A 21,353-nucleotide genomic window follows, 5' to 3' on the forward strand; every position below is an offset into this window, starting at 1 on the left:
CCTATTCGAGCGCGTTGATCCGCAGCACCGTGATGCGGTTGCCGTCGCGTTCCCGCACCTCAAAGCGAAAGCCGTGAAAGCTGAACACCTGACCGACGGTCGGGATCATCTGTGCCTCGTGGATCACGAGACCTGCGATGGTGTTGGCCTCGTCATCCGGCAGGTTCCAATCGGTCGCGCGGTTGAGGTCGCGGATCGTTGTGGCGCCGTCCACCAGATAGTGGCCGTCCTCGCTCTGGATCACCGGCTGGTCTGCGTCGGGGTCGAATTCATCCGTGATCTCGCCCACGATTTCTTCGAGGATATCCTCAAGCGTGATGAGCCCCTGCAAGGTGCCGTATTCATCGACAACCAGCGCAAAATGGCTGCGAATCCGCAAAAACTGGCGCATCTGTTCGTCGAGCGTCGTGGTTTCAGGCACGAAATAGGGCGACATCGCCACGGCAGTGATGTCAAAGGACCTGAGCGCGGCGGCATCGCCATCCGGCCCACCCACCACGTCATACATGGCGCGCAGCAGGTCCTTGGCATGGATCACGCCGGTGATGTTTTCCTGTTCATCCTTGTAGACGGGCAGGCGGGTGTGGCTGGATTTCAGACACTGTTCCAGAATGGTCTGCGGGTCGTCATCGGCATTGATCATCTCGATGCCCGAACGGTGCAGCATGATCTCTTCGACCGTGCGATCCCCCAGATCAAGCGCGCCGAGTATGCGGTCGCGGTCCTCTTTTTCGACCACCCCTTCGGAATGGCCCAGTTGCAGGGCACCGGCAATTTCCTCGCGCACCGCCATGATGTGGCTGTCGGGATCAACCTGCAGGCCAAACACGCGCAACAAGGCGCGCACCAGCAGCCGCACGGCAGAGACGACAGGCGAAAAGACGGTGACCACCAGCGAGATCGGGCGCGACACGAGGGCTGCCGCCTTTTCCGAATTGGTGATGGCATAGGTCTTGGGCAGCACTTCGGCAAAGATCAGCACCAGCAGGGTCATCACCAGCGTCGCCAGCGCCACACCGCTTTCGCCAAAGGCGCGGGTAAAGAGGCTGGTGGCCAGCGAGGCGGCCAAAATGTTCACAAGGTTGTTGCCCAACAGGACCGACCCGATCAGCCGTTCGTTGTCTTCGGTGATATCGAGCGCCCGTTCCGCCCCGCGCGACCCCTTGTCCGCCTGCGTGCGCAGCTTGCCGCGCGAGGCTGCGGTCAGCGCGGTTTCAGAGCCCGAAAAGAACCCCGACATCACCAGCAACAACAGGATGAATCCGGCTGTTGTCCAGAACGCGGCATCGAAAACGGTAGAAGGGTCGTCCATTCGAAATTTTTCCTTTGGTCAGGACAGGGTTATGGGGGTGCGGCGCGGCGCAATCAAGGGATCACCCGCGCGGGACCGCCCGGACATCGGCAATTGCATGAAAGCTTGCCTGCGTTTTTCGGGCCTAGTCACTCTCGATTGAGGATGTGCCATTGGCAGGCCGGGTGTCAGCCTTGGTCAGCGGATGGTGGTCCAGCACCAGTTGCGTCAGCCGCTCATCCACCACATGGGTGTAGATTTCCGTGGTGGCCACATCCGCATGTCCCAGCATCGTCTGGATGGCGCGCAGATCCGCGCCCCCGGCCAGCAAGTGGGTGGCAAAGGCGTGGCGCAGCGTGTGCGGTGTGACCTTGTCCGGGGCGACATCTCCGAACGCAGCCAGCGACTTGATCCGGGCGTAAAACCAGTGCCGCGTCAGATGCCCAAGCACACCGCGCGAGGGAAAGAGAAAGCGTGACGGCGGCGCACCCTTGGCCACGGCTGCTTCTTCGACGGTGTCCCGCACGATGAGCCACGCGGCCAGAGCAACGCGCGCGGGCGGCGACAGCGGCACCATCCGTTCCTTGCCGCCCTTGCCAAGGATCAGCAGCATCTGCGGATCACCGCGCGCTGCACTCACCGGCAGGCTGACCAGTTCGGTCACGCGCATGCCGGTGGCATAAAGCAGCTCCATCAGGCAGGTGTCACGTGCGCGGTCATTGGCGTTGCGCCCATAGTCGCGGGCCGCAACCAGCAGACGATCCACCTCGGCCTCGTCCAGCGTCTTGGGCAGACGCTTGTCCTGTCCGGGGCTTGCGATCTGGATGGCGGGGTTTTCGGCACGCCAGCCTTCCTCAAAGGCAAAGCGGAACAGTTGTTTCAGCGCCGACAAACGCCGCGCGCGCGTGGATTTGGCAAGGCCCTGGGCGTCGCAATGGATCAGGTAGCCTTCGATATCGGCCTGGGTTGCGGCGGCAAAGTCGGTGTTCTGGCCCGCGAGCCAGCTTTGCGCATCGATCAGGTCGCGCCCATAAGCCAACAGCGTGTTGCGTGCGGCCCCAAGCTCGGCGGCCTGCGCGTCAAGAAAGGTGGCGATCCATGTGCTGCCGCTCATTAGGTGTCCTCCAGCAACATGACCTGCAGTGCGGCGCGGCGCGCCACGTCCTCAAGACCAAGGGCGCGCAAGGTCGCAAGGCCGCTGGTGAGGCGTGCGACGTCCCCTTCGGCGCCTTCCAGCGTCAGGGCAAGTGCGTCAAGCAGGGCCGCCCCAAGCGCGCCGCCCTGCGCGCGGATCACGATGCGCGGATCAGGTGCGCCGCCGTCAAAGGCGGCCAGAACCGCACCGGCAGTGCCCTGCGCTTGCAGGTTCGCGGGGATTTCGCCCGCGGCCACGGCGGCAAGGTCGGGGCGTCGTAGCGCCCGTGTCGGAAAGACCTGTGCGGCGCGCTCGTAGTCGGGCGACAGCAGCAACACGTCAAAGGCAACATCCGCCGTGCGTCCGCTCAGGGTCATTACGGCCAGATCGTCGGCAAACAGTGCAGCAAACGGCACGGTCAGCCGGGTGGCCTGCATCGCGCGCCACGCCTCGGGCAGGGTTTTGGACACGGCCGCCGGGCTGCCAGTGCCAAGAGCGGTTTCAAAGCGCTGCAAGGCCGCCACCCGGTCCCAGACACCACCAGACGCGGCCGGACGCCGTTGCGTGTAGAGGCCCAGCAGACGGTTATCGGGCACAGCCCCGGTGCGCGCCAGCCGTTCGGCGGCCTCGATCTGCGGCTTCCAGCCAGCGGTGTCGGCGAGATCGGCATTGGCATAAACCACGGGCCAGCTGCGTGTCGGGACCGGGGTGCCGTTGGCCTCGAACAGGCGGAACATCAGCGCGTCGGGCTGGGTCGGGACGGGCAGGGGCGGCTCGCCCTCAAACAGGTCGGGGTCGAGAAAGCGTTCAAGGGCTGCGACGGTCGGCGCATCGATCAGGCCCAAAACGCGGGCGGTGCCCAGTTGCAGGGCCGCTGTGCTCCAGTCTCCGGCCCGGGCGATGCAGTAAACCTCATGCGCCTTGCCGGGGGACAGGGCAGGGCGCGCGCGCAAGGTGGAACAGGCCCGCTGCGGCGTTCCAGCAAGCAGGGACATGTCCATGTAGCGGGCGAAATGCGCCTGCGAGGTTTCGGGCCCTGCCTGTTCCAGCAGCGCAAGGGCAGGGTCCAGCGCGCCCAAGCCGACAAGCGCGTCGATGCGTGCCAGATCAAAGGCGGCCACACGCCCGGTCGGGGGCTGCGCTTCGGCCAGAAGGATGGTGTAAAACAGCGACTGCAACGCAGGCAGACGCAGGTCGGGCATATCCGCAATGGAGCGGGCAAGGGCCGCGCCGTCACTGCCGGACCACAGCGTATCGGGCAGGCCGGTCACGCTGGGCGGGGCCAGTCCAACCCGTTTGGGCGCCGCCGTTCCCAGTGGTCGGACGGTCACGCTTGGCACGTTGCCCGAGGTGACAACGCCGGGTTCTTCCACGCTCAGCGCCGTTGGTTGCAGCGCTTGCCCGTCCAGCCAGTCAATTACGTTCAGGGGCGCTTCGGGAGGTTCCTGCGCGGGCGCGTGCGTGGCAGCCGCAAAGGCGGCCAGACAGACCAGGGATGTCAGCCTATTCCGCATCGAGTGTCACGGGCACGCGCACCTCGTCCTGGGGCGGCGAAAAGTTGGCGCCAAAGTACTCACCCACATAGGCATAGCCCACGAGTCCGATGAACCCGATGATCGCAAGAAAGATCAACAGCTTGAAGAGTCGGAACATGAATGTACTGCCTCGATGACGTTTGCGCGGTTTCTTGTTTTGGTGCAAAGCATATATGGCCTTTTTCGGAAAATCACGTCATTGACAGCGCAATGAGCGAAAAACAGCATAATCAGACAAAAATACCCGTGAGCACGCAGTACCATTTGAAGAAAACCATCGTGATGGTGGGTATGATGGGCGCCGGCAAGACCGCCGTAGGGCGCGCGCTTGCGCAGCGGCTCGGCGTGCCGTTTCTGGACAGCGATGCCGAGATAGAAGCCGCCGCCAGCCGTACGGTTCAGGAGATCTTTGCCCGCGACGGCGAGCCGTTTTTCCGCGCCAAGGAAACCCAGGTGATATCCCGCCTTCTGGATGCGGAACGCGGTATTCTGTCGACCGGGGGCGGCGCGTTTCTGGCGCAGGAAAACCGCGAAAACATCTCGGCCCGTGGGGTCTCTGTCTGGCTGAATGCGGACCTTGACCTGCTCTGGCAGCGCGTGCGCCACAAGGACACACGCCCCTTGCTGCGCACCCCTGATCCGCGCGCCACGTTGGCGGAAATCTATGACGCGCGCGTGCCGCTCTATGCGCTGGCGGATGTGTCCGTCCAGTCGCTGCCGGACGTGTCGATTGACGATATGGTCAACCGGGTCATCGCGACCTTGCTGGCCGAACGCCCCGATGTGTTGGAGAGTGCAGATGCGTGAAACCGTCCATGTTCCCTTGGGCGCGCGCGCCTATGACGTGCTGATCGGCCCTGGCCTGATTGCGGAATCCGGTGCACTGATCGCGCCGCTGCTGCCACGCCCGCGCGTCGCGGTGGTAACCGAAACTCGCGTGGCTTCCTTGCATCTTGCGGCGCTCAAGGCCGGATTAACGACGGCCGGGATCGACTGCGTCGTTCTGGAATTGCCCCCCGGCGAGGCCACCAAAAGCTGGACCCATCTGGGCGAAGTCACCGAATGGCTGCTCGATCAAAAGATCGAGCGGCGCGATGTGGTTGTGGCCATGGGCGGCGGCGTGATCGGCGATCTGGTGGGCTTTGCCTGCGCGATTCTGCGCCGTGGCGTGCGGTTTGTCCAATTGCCAACCTCGCTGTTGGCGCAAGTGGACAGTTCGGTCGGGGGCAAGACCGGGATCAACACCGCACAAGGCAAGAACCTTGCGGGCGCCTTTCACCAGCCGAGCCTCGTTCTGGCCGATACGGATGTGCTTGCGACGCTCAGCGAGCGTGATTTTCTGGCAGGCTACGGCGAAGTGATGAAATACGGGCTGCTGGGGGATGCCGTCTTTTTCGAATGGCTCGAGGGCAATGCCCCGGCGATGGCGGCGGGTGACATGGCTCTGCGCGTGGCGGCAGTGAAACGTTCGGTCGAGATGAAGGCCGAGATCGTGACACGGGACGAAACGGAACAGGGCGAACGCGCCCTTTTGAATTTGGGTCACACATTCTGCCACGCGCTTGAGGCGGCAACGGGCTATTCGGACCGTTTACTGCACGGCGAGGGGGTCGCGATTGGCTGTGGGCTGGCGTTTGAGCTGTCGGCGCGACTGGGCCTGTGCCCTCAGGAAGACCCAAGCCGGGTGCGCGCGCATCTCAAGGCGATGGGGATGAAGACGGACATCCGCGACATTCCCGGCGATCTGCCGGGGGCGGAGGCGCTGCTGGACCTGATGGGTCAGGACAAGAAGGTCGTGGCCGGTACGCTGAACTTCGTGCTGGCGCGCGGGATTGGTCAGGCCTTTGTCACATCAGAGGTGCCGGGCGATGTGGTGCTGGGCGTGCTAGAGGACGCGTTGGCCGGAAACTGATACGGTTTCCGCACAGTACGAACGTTCACAAAAAAGGGCCGGAAACCACGTTGGTTTCCGGCCCGGAATTTGCGTCAATATCCGCTTCTTAGAACGGAATCTCGTCATCCAGATCGCGTGAAGGCGCCGGGCTCGACCCGCTGCCACCGGCGCTGCTGCCACCGCGATCATCATAGCCCATCTGATCAGCCGACCCGCCGCCGCCGCCAAAGTTGCCGCCACCACCGCCGCCGCCGTCACGCCCATCCAGCATGGTCAGAGTGGATGAATAAGGGCGCAGCACCACCTCGGTGCTATAGCGATCCTGGCCCGACTGGTCCTGCCATTTGCGGGTCTCAAGCTGGCCCTCGATATACACTTTTGAGCCCTTTTTGAGGTATTGCTCGGCCACGCGTGCGAGCGGTTCGGAAAAGATCGCCACTGAATGCCACTCGGTCCGCTCTTTGCGCTCGCCGGTATTGCGGTCCTTCCACGTCTCGGATGTGGCGATGCGCAGGTTGCACACCTTGCCCCCGTTCTGGAAATTCCGCACCTCTGGGTCCCGCCCCAGATTACCGATCAGAATGACCTTGTTCACCGAGCCTGCCATGTTCTTCCCCTTTGTCCTGTGCACCGCTGATTCCGGTCGGCGCGTGCGTTGCTGGCTAGACTATACGTGGTTAATGGACACTTAAACCGCAGAGGCTGGATCAAAGCGGAAAAATCCGTATATAGTGCCGCCAATGGCGGAAACGCCGTCAACTGGGGTGTGGGACAACAATGCGGGCAGTATGGGCAGGGGCCATCATCCTGGCACTGGTGGCAGAAGCAGGGCTGGCGCAGACGCTGTCGTCGCGCAACCGCAGCAAATTGTTCAATTCGCAAACCAAAGTGCTCGATTCACGCGCCGCCAAACAATACAGCAATTCGGTCCGGCTGCAGCCGCCCAAGGTGGTGACCCCGACCAAGTGGGACACCGAAACACCAAAATTTCGTGGCAAGTATTCCGGGCCCTACCTGAGTGTGGCCAAGGACGCCGCGCGCCGTCACGGGGTGCCGGTTGATCTGTTCCTGCGCCTTGTGCAGCAGGAATCGGGCTGGAACGCCAAGGCGCGTTCGCACAAGGGCGCCTATGGGCTGGCCCAACTGATGCCAGCCACCGCGCGCGCCCTTGGTGTGGACCGCAATGACCCGGTGGAAAACCTTGATGGCGGGGCGAAATACCTCAAACAGCAATACCTGACCTTTGGCAGTTGGCGCCTTGCGCTGGCGGCTTACAATGCGGGGCCGGGGGCTGTGAAAAAGCATGGTGGTGTGCCGCCCTACCGCGAAACGCGCAATTACGTGCGGGTGATCTGGGGCAGCTAAGCCTCTGTAAGGAAATCCAAAAATTCCACGACGTGGCGGATTCGTGCCTGCGGTAGGGCAGGCGTTGGAACGCTTTGCGCGCTTTTGGTGTTCTCTCTCCAGCGAAACAAAATCGACAGTAGGACCGCCCGTTCGGGGCCACGCAACTGACGATGAAACGAAAGGAAGAGATATGACACAGCTGATGAAAAGCACCGCACTGGCCGTCGCGATTGCCACCGGTCTGACCGCCGCCTACGCTGCTGAACCCTTGGGCGATGTGGTGGTCGAAACGCGCACGCCCGGCATTGAAGGGGCCGCGTCCTACACCTTTTTTCCCAATATCTCCGCCGATCTGGAATCCGCCATCGAGGCCGGGGTTGTCACCACCGGTCTGGACACGGATTCGCGGATCGAAGTGCAGGTGATCGAACTGCTGCTGGATGGCAGCAAGATCGCCCCCGACAGTGAGGTGTTCAACGAGATGCGGATCACCGTCGACTACTCGCATCCCGACAACGCCTTTCCGTCCAAGATCTATCCGATCCGGATGAGCGCGACCAAGGCCGAGGTGATTGCCCCCGCCAATGCCATTCTGGTGGATCCCAATGCGCCGGAGTTCTACAAGGCCCTGATTGCCAGCACCGCCGCCCGCGTGATCGAGAAGATGCCGAAAGACATCGACGCCGCGCAGACCAACTGACGCGACTCGAATATCGATCACAAAGCGCGCCGTGGCACCACCCATGGCGCGCTTTTACCCGCGCATCGCCCCATTCCCGCCAAGATTGTTTGTGACAAACGCTGCCGTACACCCATGCCCTGACAGGGCGGAACGCATGCAAGTACGGAGTGGGCCATGAAACCGGGACAATCAACGTTTGATGAGCGCGTGTCGCGCATCAACTCTGGAAAGACCAAGAACGCAAGCGACGTGGTTGTGAAGACCAGAGGTCTGATCAGCCGCTCCGGCAAAGCCCGCTCGTTCCATCTGGACATGATCCTGGCCGGTGGGCTCGCTGGCGCTGTGGCGGGCACGCTCTTTTCCCAGAACATCGGGCTGCTGTTCCTGCTTTCGCTCGACTGGCTGACCCTGCAGGGGTTGGTTCTGGCCGATTACAAACTGGGCGCCTACATGGCCGCCTGCGCTCTCGGCCCAGTTGGGTTCCTGTTTGCGCTGATCTTCAGCAACCGCGCACAACGCGGGTTCCAGTTCTGGATATTCTATTGCGTCGGCGTGCTGGCCGCGAACCATATCGAAGTACGCTACGTGGTCGAATTCATTATCATTCCCGGCTTTTGGGAATATGTCGGCGCCTATACCTCAGCCGCCGACGTGGTGAACGAGGCCGCAGCTACTCAGCCGCAATTTTGATCACAGGCTCCATCCGCGCAAGGATATCGTCGGCGAGGTGGCACTTGACCTGATGGCCATCGGCCAGATGGCGCACCGGCGGCACCTCTTGATCGCACAGGCCTCCCGGCACTTCGGATTTCCACCGACACCGCGTCTGGAACGGACAGCCCGAGGGCGGGTTCATTGCTGACGGAATGTCGCCTTCCAGCACGATATGCTGCTTTTGCACCTTGGTGTCGGCAATGGGCACCGCTGACAGCAGCGCCTCGGTGTAGGGGTGATAGGGCGGCGAGAACACCTGATCGGTGCTGCCCAACTCGACCACATGGCCCAGATACATCACCATCACCCGGTCACTGAGATAGCGGACAATGGACAGATCGTGGCTGATAAACAGCAGCGTGGTTTTATGCTCGCGCTGGATCTCCATCAGCAGATCGGTAACGGCGGCCTGAACGGACACGTCAAGCGCCGATACGGGTTCATCCGCCACCACGATCTTGGCATCCCCGGCAAAGGCGCGCGCAATCCCGACCCGCTGCTTCTGCCCGCCAGACAGCTGGCGCGGCATCCGGGTGGCAAAGGCGCGGGGCAGTTTGACGAGATCGAGCAGTTCCAGCATACGCTGCCAGCGCTCGGCCTCGTTCTTGCCGACCTTGAAGATTTCGAGGGCCCGCACAATCTGGCGGCCCACGGTCATGGACGGGTTCAGCGTGTCAAACGGGTTCTGGAACACCATCTGCACATCCGCGACGGTCTGGGTGTCGCGCTCTTCGATGGGGATGTCCTGAATGGCTTTGTTGCCCAGCGTGATCGTGCCCTCGGTGGCCGTCTCCAGCCCCATCAACACCTTGGCGAAGGTGGATTTGCCACAGCCAGACTCGCCCACAATGGCGAGGGTTTCGGATTCCCGCGCCTCGAAACTGAGGGTTTCGTTGGCTTTGACCACCTTCTTGGCGCCGGACGAGAACAGGGCAGAGGCGGCGACCTCGTAATATTTCTTGAGGTTGTCCATCTTGAGAACCACATCGCCGATCTCGCCTTTGGTCTTGACGTCCGCCAGCTCCATCGGTGCGTTCCAGTCGATGTCCTTGAACTTCAGACAGCGGGATTCATGACTGGAATCCTCATTGGCCGGGAACATCGGGATCGGCTTGTCCTCGTTGCACAACCCGTCCTCGAAATAGTCGCAGCGCGGGCCGAAATTGCAGCCCGGCGGGCGTTCATGGGGCAGGGGGAAGTTGCCGGGAATGGCCACAAGGGGCCGGGCATTCTTGTCCGCACCGGGCAGCGGGATCGAGCGGAACAGGGCCTGCGTGTAGGGGTGCTGCATCTCGTCAAACACCTGCTCGATGCTGCCGCGTTCGACCGCTTCGCCGGAATACATCACGCAGATGCGGTCGCATGTCTCCAGCACAAGGCCGAGGTTGTGGGAAATGAACAGCATCGAGGTGCCGTATTTCTTGCCCAGATCCTTGACCAGTTCGACCACCGCCGCCTCGACCGTCACATCAAGCGCGGTTGTCGGCTCGTCCAGGATCAACAGCGAAGGTTCGGACATCAACGCCATGGCGATCACGATGCGCTGCTGCTGGCCCCCGGACAGTTGGTGCGGAAAGGAATTGAGAATGCGCTTGGGGTCCGGCAGTTTGACGTCCGTCACCACCTGCAGGGCGCGGTCATAGGCGTCCTTTTCGTTCATGCCGGCATGGATCATCGGCACTTCCATCAGCTGCTTGCCGATCTTCATGGCCGGGTTCAGCGAGGCCATGGGCTCCTGATAAATCATCGCGATCTCGGACCCGCGAATGTCGCGCAACTCTTCGGCGCTCATCTCTTGCAGATCGCGGCCCTTGAACTTGATCGACCCGCCCACGATGCGCCCGTTCTTACCCAGATCCTGCATGACGCCCAGAGCGACAGTGGACTTGCCACATCCGGACTCGCCCACAAGGCCAACGGCCTCACCGGGCTTAACGGTGACGGAAAAATCCATGACCGCCGGAATTTCGCGCAGGCGGGTAAAGAACGAGATCGACAGCTTGTCGATTTCGAGGATCGGTCCGTCATAATCCGATTTGGCCATGTTGTGTCTCCCTGTCGGAGGTTGGGGATACATTGTCCCCTGCTTCTCTGTTTTCAAAAAATCCCGGGGGTCCGGGGGCTGGCCCCCGGTCCGCCATTGCTAAAGTGTCTCTCCGTTTGCCATGTCAGGCTCCCAGGTTTCGTTTGTGAGGGGCCGCGCCTTTCAGAGAAAAACGCTCACCCCACCGTCGCGGGGCACGCCCCGCGCTTAGTCCTTCAGGCTTTCTTCGCGCAGGCCATCGGCCAGCAGGTTCAACCCCAGCACCAGCGTCATCAGCGACAGGGCAGGCGGCAAAAGCGGGTGGATATAGGCGCGGATCAGCTGGCGACCGGTGTTGATCGTCGTACCCCAGTCCGGGCTCTCGCTTTCCAGTCCCAGACCGAAAAAGCCCAAAGTGCCTAAAAGGATGGTGGTGTAGCCGATGCGCAGACAGAAATCGACAATCAGCGGGCCGCGTGCATTGGGCAGGATTTCCCAAAGCATGATGTACCACGGGCCCTCGCCGCGGGTCTGGGCGGCGGCGACATAGTCGCGCGTCTTGATGTCCAGCGCGAGGCCACGCACGATCCGGAATACGGTGGGCGCGTTCACGAACACCACCGATACAAACACCACCAGAATACCGGCCGGAATCTCGAACAGATCAAGGAACTCGGGCAGGATCGACACCTTGCTGCCGGGTGAAGAGATCAGCGACAGGTAAATCCATCCCATGATCCCCAACACCACGATCAACAGCGGCGTGCGAAAGCTCGGCTGTGTGTAGTAGCGCGAATTCAGCAGCACCCCGAGGAACACCAGCGGGAACACAAACAGCACGGTGGCCATGTAGTTGGGAATGCCGGTTGCCACGATTTCCGGTGTGACCAGCAGGTAGAACAGCAGGATAACCGGAAAGGCGAGGATCAGGTTGGCAAGGAAGGACAGGATGGTGTCCAGACGCCCGCCGTAATAGCCCGCGGGCAGACCCAGCGTGATCCCGACCATAAAGGCAAAGAGCGTCGCAAGAGGGGCGATCTGCACCACGACCCACGCGCCCTTGAACAGACGGGAGAACACGTCGCGCGCAAGGTTGTCGCCACCCAGCAGATACCAGTCATATTCGCCCTCTTCGGCCCCGAACAGCGGCGTGCCGGGCAGCTTGTTCTTCATCCCCGACACCTGGCTCAGCGTGTCGTGGGTGATGATCAGATCGAACACACCGGCCATGACCCCGGCAAAAATCCAGAACATCACTAGGCCAAAACCGATCATACCGACGGTCGAGTCAAAGAGTTTGCCGTAGAGACCCAGCTTGCGCTTGAACTTGATCGACAGCACGTAGGTCAGGATCAGCGCGATCCAGACGGGCAAAAGCTGCCGGCTCATACCGCCGACGATCCCGGCTGTGCTGGTGCCGCCGAGAGCCCCGACAACAAGGTAGACCAACAGGATGCCGACAAGGGCGATCCCGATCCAGCGGGTTGCCATCGATGACATCCCATAGAGGCCGCCGGCAGAACTCAGAGTGCCGTCGGGGTTGGTGACCACACGATCGCCGCTCGAGATGATGCTGAGAACGATCTGCGCCAGTACGGCGATGATGAACACCCCCATGACCGCATAAAGTATCGGATCAAGAACGGTGCCGAGCCCACCTGTCCACGTCAAAGGTTCCATGGTTCTGACCCTCCGTTCAAGAAATGCGGATGCGTGGGTTCAGAAACACGTAGCCGATATCAGATATCAGCTGCGTGATCAGCACCACGACCACAGAGACGACCGAAACGGCCAGAAGTAGTTCGATGTCGTTGTTGGACGCGGCCTGCACCAGAAGCCAGCCAAAGCCCTTGTAGTTGAACAGGGTCTCGACAATCACAACGCCGTTCAGCAGCCACGGGATCTGCAACATGATCACCGTAAACGGCGCAATCAGCGCATTCCTGAGCGCATGTTTCATCACGATATTACCAAAGCTGACCCCCTTGAGCCGTGCGGTCCGGATATATTGCGCCGTCATCACCTCGGTCATCGAGGCCCGCGTCATCCGCGCGATATAGCCCATGCCGTAAAGGGCGATGGTCAGCACCGGCAGGGTGAAGTTGGCAAATGTCGCATCCTCGATGGCCTTGGTGGCCGATCCCGAAAACAGCGTTTTGCCCTCGATCCAGCCCCAGTCGGCCAGCAGCGGGGACAGTCCGAACTTGGACGAGGCGAGCAGGGCGATGAACACAACGCCCGACACATATTCCGGGGTCGCCGTTGTGGCGATGGAGAAGGTCGACAGCGACCGGTCAAGACCCGATCCCTCGCGCATGCCTGCCAGCACTCCAACAATCAGCGACAGTGGCACCATCACCAGCAGGACAAAGCCCATCAGCTTGCCCGTGGCGGCCAGCCGGATCGCAACGATGTTGCTGACCTCATCCTTGAACACCAGTGAATAGCCCCAATCGCCCTGAATTATCCCGCAAAAGGTGCGGCGTTCGTCCTCGGGCGTATCTGGGGCAAAACACTGGCCCGTAACCGCACCATCCTCGTCTTCGTTCACCCATCCCGGCGCGACACCCAGCCAGCGGCCGTATTTGACAAAAGTGTTGTCCACATATCCGCGATCCCCCAGCCAGCTTGCCACGGCTTCGTCCGACATGCGGAAGTTGCCTTGGGTCTTGGCCAGTTTTTCGAGGTTGGGATAGAGGTTGGTCAGAAAGAACACGAGGAAGGTGAGGCAGATCGCCGTCAACAACATCACGCCCAGTCGTCTGAGGATGAATAGTCCCATAAATTTAATCGCCCCTGTTGGTGGCTAGCGGCAGTCTTTGCTGCCAGTGATCAGATGCGGGCGGCATTCAAAGCGCCTCGCAAAAATTGGTCCCGTCGGACCATCGCAAATATGCGTCGGATTGTTGTGTTTCGGCTGCTCCCCTGCACCGGTTTCGCTGTGCGATGTGTCAGACCTTTGTGATCTGGTGACAGGTTGTCTCCTGCCAACTTCGACTGCGTTTTTCAGTTCCCTGCACTCATGAGGCAACAGAACCACCTTCAGGTCAACGGGGAGCGTCGTAAAATTTTTGTATGTTAGCGACATTAAACCATCCCGTTTGCGACATCACCGGGTCGCGGCGGGGAAACGACTCGCAGCGCCCGTCGCTTAACGGCGGGCGGATTGGCGCAGGGCGGTGGGGGTTTTTGCGGTGTGCTGCTGGATAAAGCGGGTGAAATAGGCCGCCGATCCAAATCCCAGATGACGGGCGACATCCTGAATGGCCACGTCTGTTTCGCTGAGTGCGATGCGCGCGGCATAAAGCACCCGTTCGGTCAGCAGATCAGCCGCCGTGCGCCCCGAGGCGGCTTTGCACGCCCGTGTCAGATGGGTCGGCGTGACATTCAGCGCGGCGGCGTGATCAGCCATGCTCATCCCCGTGGTGTAGAATTGTGCGATGCGCTGGCAAAAGGCGGCGCTGAGCCGCGCGGCCGCATTCATGCGCACAGGCAGGTTGTCGGGCAGAGCGATCTGGCGCCGCCACCAGACCGACATCAGCGCGATATGGGCATCAAGCGCATCCTGGGACAGCTCGCGCCCCGAAGAATCCTCGCGCACCGCCGCCTCGAACAGACTGGTCAATTCACTGATGGCCGACACATCGCGCATCCGCAATTGCCGCGGCCCAAGTGGCAGGCGCAGGTCGCTTCCATCGGGAATAACGGCCACAAGACCCATGCCCTGCCGCCCCAGTTCGAGGGAAAACAACGTCTGTGCGGGAATCGAAATCGCGTTATGCGTGCCAACCCCACGCCGGGTCCCGTTCAGCAACAGCCGCCCCTGTCCCCGTGTTACCCAGATCAGCAGGTGCGCGGCCCGATCATGGGCCAGCGACAGGCGCCAGTCCTGCGCGCCTGACAGTTGTGAAAGGGTCATGACCCGGATGGGCGCAAGCGACATCAGCGTGCTCTATTTGTTCGAAACTGTAAACTTTGAACCCAGATTCAGGGACGATTTGATGCTGAAATAGCAAATTAAGTCAAGCGCGCGCAAGGTCGGGGGCCGCAACCCAGCGCCATTCCGCCATCCGGGCGCGAAACCACGTGCGCTGCCGCTTGGCATATTGGCGGGTGGCGGTCACTGCCGAGTCAACCGCCTGTTCGTGGGTGAGGCTGCCGTTCAGCACGCCCATTGCCTCCTGCGCCCCAATGGCGCGACAGGACGGCAGGGCGGTATCAAAGCGGCTCGCCATCGCGCGTGCTTCCTCCAGCGCGCCGCCGCGCAGCATCTGATCAAACCGGGTCTCGATCCGCGGGTTCAGCCACTCTTTGGGACTGTCCAGCACAACTCCGCTGTAGGCTCTCGGCTCCAGCACCGGCGGGCCTGTGTCGTCCTGCCATGCGGCCAAGGGGCGGCCCGTGGCCTGCTGCACCTCCCAGGCGCGTTGCACCCGGGCGCGGTTGGCCATGTCTATGCGTGTGACTGTTTCCGCGTCCAGCACAGCGGCCATGTCGGCAAGGCCCAAAGCGTCGCCCTGCGCGCGAATCTCCGGCGGGGTTTCGGGAATATCGGCCAGCCCTTGGGTCAGGGCGGCAAAGTAAAGACCCGTACCACCCACGATGATCGGGCGCGCACCTTGCAAAAACGGCAAAACCTCGCGCAGCCAATGCCCGGTGGAATAGGGTGCATCATAAGGGACGTGCCCATAAAGCAGGTGAAGGGCGCTTGCCTCTTCCTCTGGCGAGGGCCGCGCCGTCAGCACGCGCCAGCAGTCGTAAACCTGACTGGCATCGGCATTTACCACCACACCACCCTGTGCCTCGGCAATGGCCAGCGCCAGCGCAGATTTGCCGGATGCCGTGGGGCCGGCAATCAGCACGGGCAAATTTGCGGGCAGGGCAGAAATCAGGTCGCGCATCATGCCGTGTATTCCATTGAAACCCCGCTCCTTTTAGGACAGGTTGCGCGCGAAATGAAAGAGCGGGGGCGCGCCATGACCGAGACCGAGACCAGAGCCACATTCAAACGGGTGATGTTGAAGATATCCGGCGAGGCGCTGATGGGGGATCAGGGCTATGGTCTGCACCCGCCAACGGTCGAACGGATCGCACGCGAAGTGAAGGCTGTCCACGACATGGGCGTCGAGATTTGCATGGTAATTGGCGGCGGCAACGTCTTTCGCGGCCTGCAAGGCTCGGCCCAGGGGATGGAGCGCACGACGGCCGACTACATGGGCATGCTCGCCACTGTGATGAATGCGCTGGCGATGCAATCGGCCCTCGAAGGGGTCGGGGTGTTCACGCGGGTCATATCCGCCATCACCATGAACGAAGTGGCTGAGCCCTACATTCGCCGCCGCGCCGTGCGCCACCTCGAGAAAAAGCGGGTCTGCATCTTTGCCGCCGGAACGGGCAATCCGTATTTTACCACGGACACCGCCGCGACCCTGCGCGCCAACGAGATGTCCTGCGAGGCGATTTTCATGGGCAAGAACGGGGTCGACGGGGTCTATGACAAGGATCCGGCCAAGCACGCAGACGCGGTGCGCTATGACACGGTGACTTATGACGAGGTGCTGCAAAAACGCCTTGGCGTGATGGATGCCAGTGCCATCGCCCTTGCGCGCGACAACAACCTGCCGCTGATCGTCTTCCCGCTGGACACACCGGGCGGGTTCAAGGCGATCCTCGAAGGGCAAGGCACCTTCACCCGCGTTCAGGGTTAAGCGCGGACAACTGGTGCTGGCGTTTTGCCGCCAGCATGATCTATACCCGAACCCAATCGGCCGGAAAGGCCACAGGACAAGACGGGGAATACCATGTCAGACGACTTCATGCTCGACACAGACGACCTTGAGCGCCGCATGGATGGCGCGATGGCCAATCTCAAAACCGAATTTGCGTCGCTGCGCACGGGTCGCGCCTCGGCCTCGATGCTGGAACCGGTGATGGTGGATGCCTATGGCTCCATGACCCCGATCAATCAGGTCGGGACGGTGAACGTACCCGAACCGCGCATGGTCACCATCAACGTCTGGGACAAGGGGCTGGTGCAAAAGGTCGAAAAGGCGATCCGCGAAAGCGGGCTGGGGATCAACCCGCAGCTCAATGGCACGATCATCATGCTGCCGATCCCCGAACTGAACGAAGAACGCCGCCGCGAGCTGAGCAAGGTCGCCGGCTCCTATGCTGAAAACGCCCGTGTGTCGGTGCGCAACGTGCGCCGCGACGGGATGGACCAGATCAAGAAGGGCAAGGCCGATGGCATGTCCGAGGACGATCAAAAGCTGTGGGAAGAAGAAGTGCAGGAGATGACTGACAAGTACATCAAGGCCGTGGACGCCGCACTGGAAACCAAACAATCCGAGATCATGCAGGTTTAATGACCGCACCGGGCCCAGGTCCGGCAAACGCTCCGGAGGAGCGTTTGGGTCATTAAAGGGCGGAGCCCCGACTTAAAAGGCACTCCCAAAGGCCACCCCAACATCCCAACCAAGGACAACCTCATCAAACACGAACCACATAAAGGCCCCCGCCACGTTGCCATCATCATGGACGGCAATGGACGATGGGCCACGCAGCGTGGCCGCCCCCGCCTGTTCGGGCACCACGCAGGCGCGCGGCGGGTGCGCGAGGTGGTTGAAACCTGCCCCGATATCGGCGTGAAATACCTCACCATCTTTGCCTTCTCGACCGAGAACTGGAAGCGCACACAGGTCGAGGTTGCAGGTCTCATGAACCTGTTTCGCCGCTACATCATCAAAGAGGCGCGCGCCCTGCAGCATTTCGGTGTGCGCGTGCGCTTCATCGGGGACCGGGTACGGCTCGATGCCAAGCTGATCGATCTGATGAACGAGCTTGAGGAGCTGACCTCGGGCAATTCGGTTGTGAACCTCACCATCGCGCTGAACTACGGGGGGCGCGACGAAGTGGCCCGCGCCACCAAGCGGCTGGCGCAGGACGTGGCCGACGGCAAGCTGTTGCCGGAAAATGTAGATGAAGAAACTCTGCCAAAGTACCTTGATACCTACGTTTTACCCGATCCAGACCTTGTGATCCGCACCAGCGGTGAGGCGCGGATCTCGAACTTTCTGCTCTGGCAGTCGGCCTATTCGGAATATGAATTCATCGACACGCTCTGGCCTGATTTCGGGCGCGAGGAATTTACGGCCCTTTGTGCCAGTTACGGCGGGCGGGAACGTCGCTTTGGCGGTGTCGAACCATGAGCGAGCGCTGGTCAGACCTTGCTGTGCGCATGGGGTCTGGCGCGCTGATGGTTGTGGTCGGCATTCTGGCGATCTGGTTGGGCGGGGATGTGTTTCACGTCGTGGTCGCGCTGATTTGCGGTCTGATGATCTGGGAACTCACGCGGATGTTCGCGCCCGATGCGCCCGGTTTGGCTGTGCAACTGGGCGGCGTGGCGGCACTGGCCGTTCTAATGGCGATCTATCTGCCGGTGATCTACGCGGCCCCCTTGCTGGTCGCGCCCGCCTTTGTCGGGGCGAGCCAGCTCAAGGTACATCGCCTCTTGTTTGGCGCTTTCACGGTCATGGTGCTGGCCGCAAGCTACGGCATGATGCATGTGCGCGATGATCTGGGATTTGCGTGGCTGGTGTGGCTAGTGCTGATCGTGGTGGTCACGGATGTGGCGGGTTATTTCGCAGGGCGCATGCTGGGCGGGCCCAAGTTCTGGCCCAAGGTCAGCCCGAAAAAGACGTGGTCCGGCACCGCCGCAGGTTGGATCGGCGCGGCCATTGTAGGTGCGATTTTCGCCATCAATTCAGGGGTTTGGGGCGCCGTGATGCTCGCCTCGATCGTGCTGTCCTTTTCCAGCCAGATGGGCGACATCGCCGAAAGCGCGATCAAGCGCAAAATGGGTGTGAAGGATTCCTCGCACCTGATCCCGGGCCATGGCGGCGTGCTCGACCGTTTTGACGGGATGCTGGGCGCGTCGGTCGCGTTCCTGATGATCGAATTCCTGTTCGGCTTTCCGTGGCTTGCCCTATGAGGCGGGTGTCGATTTTCGGGGCGACGGGGTCTATCGGGCAGAACACCATTGATCTGATTGCGCGCGATCCGGATGCCTATGACGTGGTGGCGCTGACCGGGGCCAGCAACATCGCGCAGCTGGCCGCCGATGCGATCCGCCTCAAGGCTAATGTGGCCGTCACCGCAGAAGAGGACCGGCTGGAGGAGTTGCGCGTGGCCCTTGCAGGCAGCGGCGTCGACGCCGCAGCCGGGCAGGGCGCATTGATCGAGGCCGCGCAGCGTCCCGCCGATTGGGTGATGTCGGCCATCGTTGGTGCGGCAGGTCTGCAACCGGGCATCTGCGCGCTGGAACAGGGCGCGACACTGGCGCTCGCCAACAAGGAATCGCTGGTCTGCGCAGGCGCGCTGATCCTTGGCACCGCAAAGCAACATGGGGCGCGGCTATTGCCCGTGGACAGCGAGCATTCCGCTGTGTTTCAGGCGCTGGTGGGCGAGGACATGGATGCGGTCGAGCGGATCATCATCACCGCAAGCGGCGGGGCCTTCCGCGACTGGCCGCTTGAGGATCTGGCCCATGCGACGCTGGATCAGGCCTCCTGCCATCCCAACTGGGACATGGGTCAACGGATCACGATCGACTCGGCCTCCATGTTCAACAAAGCCTTGGAACTCATTGAAACACGTGAGTATTTTGGCGTTTCACCGAAACAGATCGAGGTGCTGGTGCACCCGGAATCCATGATTCACGCGATGGTCGGTTTCAAGGATGGCGCGCTGATGGCCCATGTTGGGCCACCCGATATGCGCCACGCCATCGGCTATGCGCTGCACTGGCCCAAACGGCGCGCCCTGCCGGTCGAACGGCTTGATCTCGCGGCCATCGGCGCGCTCACCTTCCGTCCCCCGGACGAGGTGCGCTGGCCCGCCTTGCGCCTTGCGCGCGAAGTGATGGAACGCGGCGGGCTGGCGGGTGCCGTCTTCAACGCGGCCAAGGAAACGGCCCTCAGTGGCTTTATCGACGGCCATTTGCGCTTTCCCCAGATGGCCGAAGTGGTGGATCATGTGCTCAATTCGCTGGACCCCAGCCATATTGATGCCCAAATGACCCTTGATAACGTGATGCAAGCGGACCACATGGCGAGACAAGCCGCAGCGCGCGTCATCGAGCAAAAAACAGGATAAAACTTTGGATATTTCGGCCTTTATCTCCGCCTTTGGCGGCACGGCATGGACCATTTTCTTTTTCGTGGTTGCCCTCAGCGTGATCGTCGCGATCCATGAATACGGGCATTACATCGTCGGGCGCTGGTCGGGCATTCAGGCGGATGTGTTCTCGATTGGCTTTGGGCCCATCTTGTGGAGCCGTATGGACAAGCGCGGAACCCGCTGGCAGATCGCCGCACTGCCCTTTGGCGGTTACGTCAAGTTTGCAGGCGACGCCAACGCGGCCTCCGGCAAGGACGAAGAGGCGATGCAAGAGGTCGCCGACGACCCCGCCGCCCTGCGCCGCACCATGCATGGCGCCCCGCTCTGGGCGCGCGCGGCGACCGTTGCTGCAGGCCCTGTATTCAATTTCGCGCTGTCGATCATGGTCTTTGCTCTTGTGGGCTATTCCAATGGCGTGATCCGTGACCCCCTCACGGTGGGTGAATTGCGCCCGCTGCCTGCCGAAGTGCAGGAATTGCAATCGGGGGACGTGGTCCTCGCCATCGAAGGGCAGACCGTGCCCAGCATCAACGACGCCGCTTACGGCGATTTCATGAACGAACTGCCCCAGAAACCGCAGCTGGCCTACACGGTCGAGCGGGACGGGGCCGAACGCGTGGTCACCGGCCCCTACTTGCGCCCTCCACTGGTCAGCGGCGTCAGCCCGCAAAGTGCGGCCGTTGCCGCCGATCTGGAACGCGGCGACGTGATCACGGCAGTTGACGGCGCACCGATCTTTGCCTTCGGGCAAATCAAGGAGGCCGTGGAAGGCTCGGACGGGCGCAGCCTGAACCTCACCGTCTGGCGTAACGGGACAGTCAGCGAAAAGGTGCTGACCCCAAAACGCGTGGACGAACCCCAGCCCGAGGGCGGCTTTGCCACCCAGTGGCGCATCGGGATTGCCAGCGGCAACGCATTTGAACCCGCAACGCAAGCCCCCGGCGTGGGCGAGGCCATCACGGGAGGTGTCGCGCAGACCTGGCGGATCATTTCGGGCTCGATTTCGGGGCTCGGCTATATGGTCACAGGCGCAATCAGCACCTGCAACCTCTCCGGGCCCATCGGCATCGCGCAGGTGTCGGGCACAATGGCGAGCCAGGGGCTGGAGAGCTTTATCTGGTTCATCGCTGTCCTGTCGACAGCCGTCGGTCTGCTCAACCTCTTTCCGATTCCGGCGCTCGATGGCGGTCATCTGGTGTTTTACGCCTATGAGGCTGTGACTGGCAAACCGCCCAGTGACGGTGCCTTGCGCATCCTGATGGCCGTGGGCCTTGCGCTGGTGTTGTCCCTGATGATTTTTGCCCTCGGAAACGACATTTTCTGCCCATAAAGAGCATCTAACGGCGCTGCGCCCAGATTTTGCCACATTTGGTCCAATTTCGCGCCGCAATCGCGGGCTATATCTCCATTCAGGAAAAGGATGGACCAATGCAGACGATTCAAAGCGGATATCGCGGCCTGAGCCTCATCATGATGCTGAACTGGGATCGCGTGCTTTATGTTGCCACCTGTGCCACGGCGCTGGCCGCTGGTGCGTGGATCGGCAGCCTCTGAG

General features: G+C 61.7%; 22 protein-coding genes. 12 read left to right on the plus strand and 10 right to left on the minus strand.

The window, feature by feature from the left end:
- Nucleotide 1 precedes the first annotated feature (1 nt).
- The 4 genes from Q1A89_RS17490 to Q1A89_RS17505 all read right to left on the minus strand — a co-directional run bounded on the left by Q1A89_RS17490 (nt 2) and on the right by Q1A89_RS17505 (nt 4,079).
- Nucleotides 2-1,312, minus strand: coding sequence for an HlyC/CorC family transporter (locus Q1A89_RS17490; RefSeq protein ID WP_299731299.1), 1,311 nt, complete (start codon nt 1,310-1,312; stop codon nt 2-4).
- 124 nt (nt 1,313-1,436) lie between these two features.
- A complete protein-coding gene (locus Q1A89_RS17495) occupies nt 1,437-2,405 on the minus strand; it encodes a site-specific tyrosine recombinase XerD (RefSeq protein WP_299731301.1) in 969 nt (322 codons plus the stop codon).
- Complete coding sequence (locus Q1A89_RS17500) at nt 2,405-3,940, minus strand: hypothetical protein (protein ID WP_299731303.1); 1,536 nt, start codon at nt 3,938-3,940, stop codon at nt 2,405-2,407. Before Q1A89_RS17500 ends, Q1A89_RS17495 begins: the two co-directional genes overlap by 1 nt.
- Nucleotides 3,930-4,079, minus strand: a complete 150-nt coding sequence (locus tag Q1A89_RS17505; RefSeq protein WP_299731305.1) for a hypothetical protein — start codon at nt 4,077-4,079, stop codon at nt 3,930-3,932. Before Q1A89_RS17505 ends, Q1A89_RS17500 begins: the two co-directional genes overlap by 11 nt.
- Before the next feature lie 92 nt (nt 4,080-4,171).
- Here Q1A89_RS17505 and Q1A89_RS17510 point away from each other — a divergent pair, with 92 nt between their 5' ends.
- A complete protein-coding gene (locus Q1A89_RS17510) occupies nt 4,172-4,768 on the plus strand; it encodes a shikimate kinase (protein ID WP_299731307.1) in 597 nt (198 codons plus the stop codon).
- The gene (gene aroB / locus Q1A89_RS17515; protein ID WP_299731309.1) at nt 4,761-5,873 is read left to right on the plus strand and encodes a 3-dehydroquinate synthase; all 1,113 of its coding nucleotides are present in this window, start codon (nt 4,761-4,763) and stop codon (nt 5,871-5,873) included. Before Q1A89_RS17510 ends, aroB begins: the two co-directional genes overlap by 8 nt.
- 88 nt (nt 5,874-5,961) lie before the next feature.
- Here aroB and ssb read toward each other — a convergent pair whose 3' ends face one another.
- Nucleotides 5,962-6,462 (minus strand): single-stranded DNA-binding protein, encoded by a 501-nt coding sequence (gene ssb / locus Q1A89_RS17520; RefSeq protein ID WP_299731312.1) that lies wholly within the window; start codon nt 6,460-6,462, stop codon nt 5,962-5,964.
- A gap of 170 nt (nt 6,463-6,632) precedes the next feature.
- Between ssb and Q1A89_RS17525 the strand changes: the two genes are divergently transcribed.
- The 3 genes from Q1A89_RS17525 (at nt 6,633) to Q1A89_RS17535 (ending at nt 8,574) form a co-directional block, all read left to right on the plus strand.
- Entirely contained in the window at nt 6,633-7,220 is a 588-nt protein-coding gene (locus tag Q1A89_RS17525; RefSeq protein ID WP_299731315.1) for a lytic transglycosylase domain-containing protein, read from the plus strand.
- 172 nt (nt 7,221-7,392) lie between these two features.
- Entirely contained in the window at nt 7,393-7,902 is a 510-nt protein-coding gene (locus tag Q1A89_RS17530; protein ID WP_299731319.1) for a hypothetical protein, read from the plus strand.
- 156 nt (nt 7,903-8,058) lie between these two features.
- On the plus strand, nt 8,059-8,574 hold the full coding sequence (locus Q1A89_RS17535; protein WP_299731322.1) for a hypothetical protein: 516 nt from the start codon (nt 8,059-8,061) through the stop codon (nt 8,572-8,574).
- Here the strand turns inward: Q1A89_RS17535 and Q1A89_RS17540 are convergent.
- From Q1A89_RS17540 to miaA, 5 genes are all read right to left on the minus strand, one after another.
- A complete protein-coding gene (locus tag Q1A89_RS17540) occupies nt 8,555-10,642 on the minus strand; it encodes an ABC transporter ATP-binding protein (RefSeq protein ID WP_299731324.1) in 2,088 nt (695 codons plus the stop codon). The genes Q1A89_RS17535 and Q1A89_RS17540 overlap by 20 nt on opposite strands.
- A gap of 207 nt (nt 10,643-10,849) precedes the next feature.
- Nucleotides 10,850-12,301 carry an ABC transporter permease gene (locus Q1A89_RS17545; protein WP_299731326.1) on the minus strand — a complete coding sequence of 484 codons (1,452 nt, stop codon included), beginning with the start codon at nt 12,299-12,301 and terminating at the stop codon, nt 10,850-10,852.
- Nucleotides 12,302-12,317: 16 nt separating this feature from the next.
- Nucleotides 12,318-13,403: an ABC transporter permease gene (locus Q1A89_RS17550; RefSeq protein ID WP_299731328.1), complete on the minus strand. Its 1,086-nt coding sequence runs from the start codon at nt 13,401-13,403 to the stop codon at nt 12,318-12,320.
- 369 nt (nt 13,404-13,772) lie between these two features.
- Nucleotides 13,773-14,540 carry an AraC family transcriptional regulator gene (locus Q1A89_RS17555; protein WP_299731331.1) on the minus strand — a complete coding sequence of 256 codons (768 nt, stop codon included), beginning with the start codon at nt 14,538-14,540 and terminating at the stop codon, nt 13,773-13,775.
- Between the two features lie 103 nt (nt 14,541-14,643).
- The gene (miaA, locus tag Q1A89_RS17560) at nt 14,644-15,522 is read right to left on the minus strand and encodes a tRNA (adenosine(37)-N6)-dimethylallyltransferase MiaA (protein WP_299731963.1); all 879 of its coding nucleotides are present in this window, start codon (nt 15,520-15,522) and stop codon (nt 14,644-14,646) included.
- Nucleotides 15,523-15,597: 75 nt separating this feature from the next.
- Here miaA and pyrH point away from each other — a divergent pair, with 75 nt between their 5' ends.
- From pyrH to Q1A89_RS17595, 7 genes are all read left to right on the plus strand, one after another.
- Complete coding sequence (gene pyrH, locus Q1A89_RS17565; protein WP_299731334.1) at nt 15,598-16,329, plus strand: UMP kinase; 732 nt, start codon at nt 15,598-15,600, stop codon at nt 16,327-16,329.
- Between the two features lie 93 nt (nt 16,330-16,422).
- The gene (gene frr, locus Q1A89_RS17570; RefSeq protein ID WP_299731337.1) at nt 16,423-16,986 is read left to right on the plus strand and encodes a ribosome recycling factor; all 564 of its coding nucleotides are present in this window, start codon (nt 16,423-16,425) and stop codon (nt 16,984-16,986) included.
- Between the two features lie 102 nt (nt 16,987-17,088).
- A complete protein-coding gene (gene uppS / locus Q1A89_RS17575) occupies nt 17,089-17,829 on the plus strand; it encodes a polyprenyl diphosphate synthase (protein WP_299731966.1) in 741 nt (246 codons plus the stop codon).
- A complete protein-coding gene (locus Q1A89_RS17580; RefSeq protein ID WP_299731339.1) occupies nt 17,826-18,611 on the plus strand; it encodes a phosphatidate cytidylyltransferase in 786 nt (261 codons plus the stop codon). Before uppS ends, Q1A89_RS17580 begins: the two co-directional genes overlap by 4 nt.
- A complete protein-coding gene (gene dxr, locus Q1A89_RS17585) occupies nt 18,608-19,774 on the plus strand; it encodes a 1-deoxy-D-xylulose-5-phosphate reductoisomerase (RefSeq protein ID WP_299731342.1) in 1,167 nt (388 codons plus the stop codon). The genes Q1A89_RS17580 and dxr overlap by 4 nt, the downstream gene beginning before the upstream one ends.
- Nucleotides 19,775-19,778: 4 nt before the next feature.
- Nucleotides 19,779-21,128, plus strand: a complete 1,350-nt coding sequence (gene rseP, locus Q1A89_RS17590; protein ID WP_299731345.1) for an RIP metalloprotease RseP — start codon at nt 19,779-19,781, stop codon at nt 21,126-21,128.
- A 98-nt stretch (nt 21,129-21,226) separates the two neighbouring features.
- The gene (locus Q1A89_RS17595; protein ID WP_299731348.1) at nt 21,227-21,352 is read left to right on the plus strand and encodes a hypothetical protein; all 126 of its coding nucleotides are present in this window, start codon (nt 21,227-21,229) and stop codon (nt 21,350-21,352) included.
- Nucleotide 21,353: the final 1 nt, after the last annotated feature.

The sequence above is a fragment of the uncultured Tateyamaria sp. genome (genome assembly GCF_947503045.1).
GTDB lineage: Bacteria > Pseudomonadota > Alphaproteobacteria > Rhodobacterales > Rhodobacteraceae > Tateyamaria.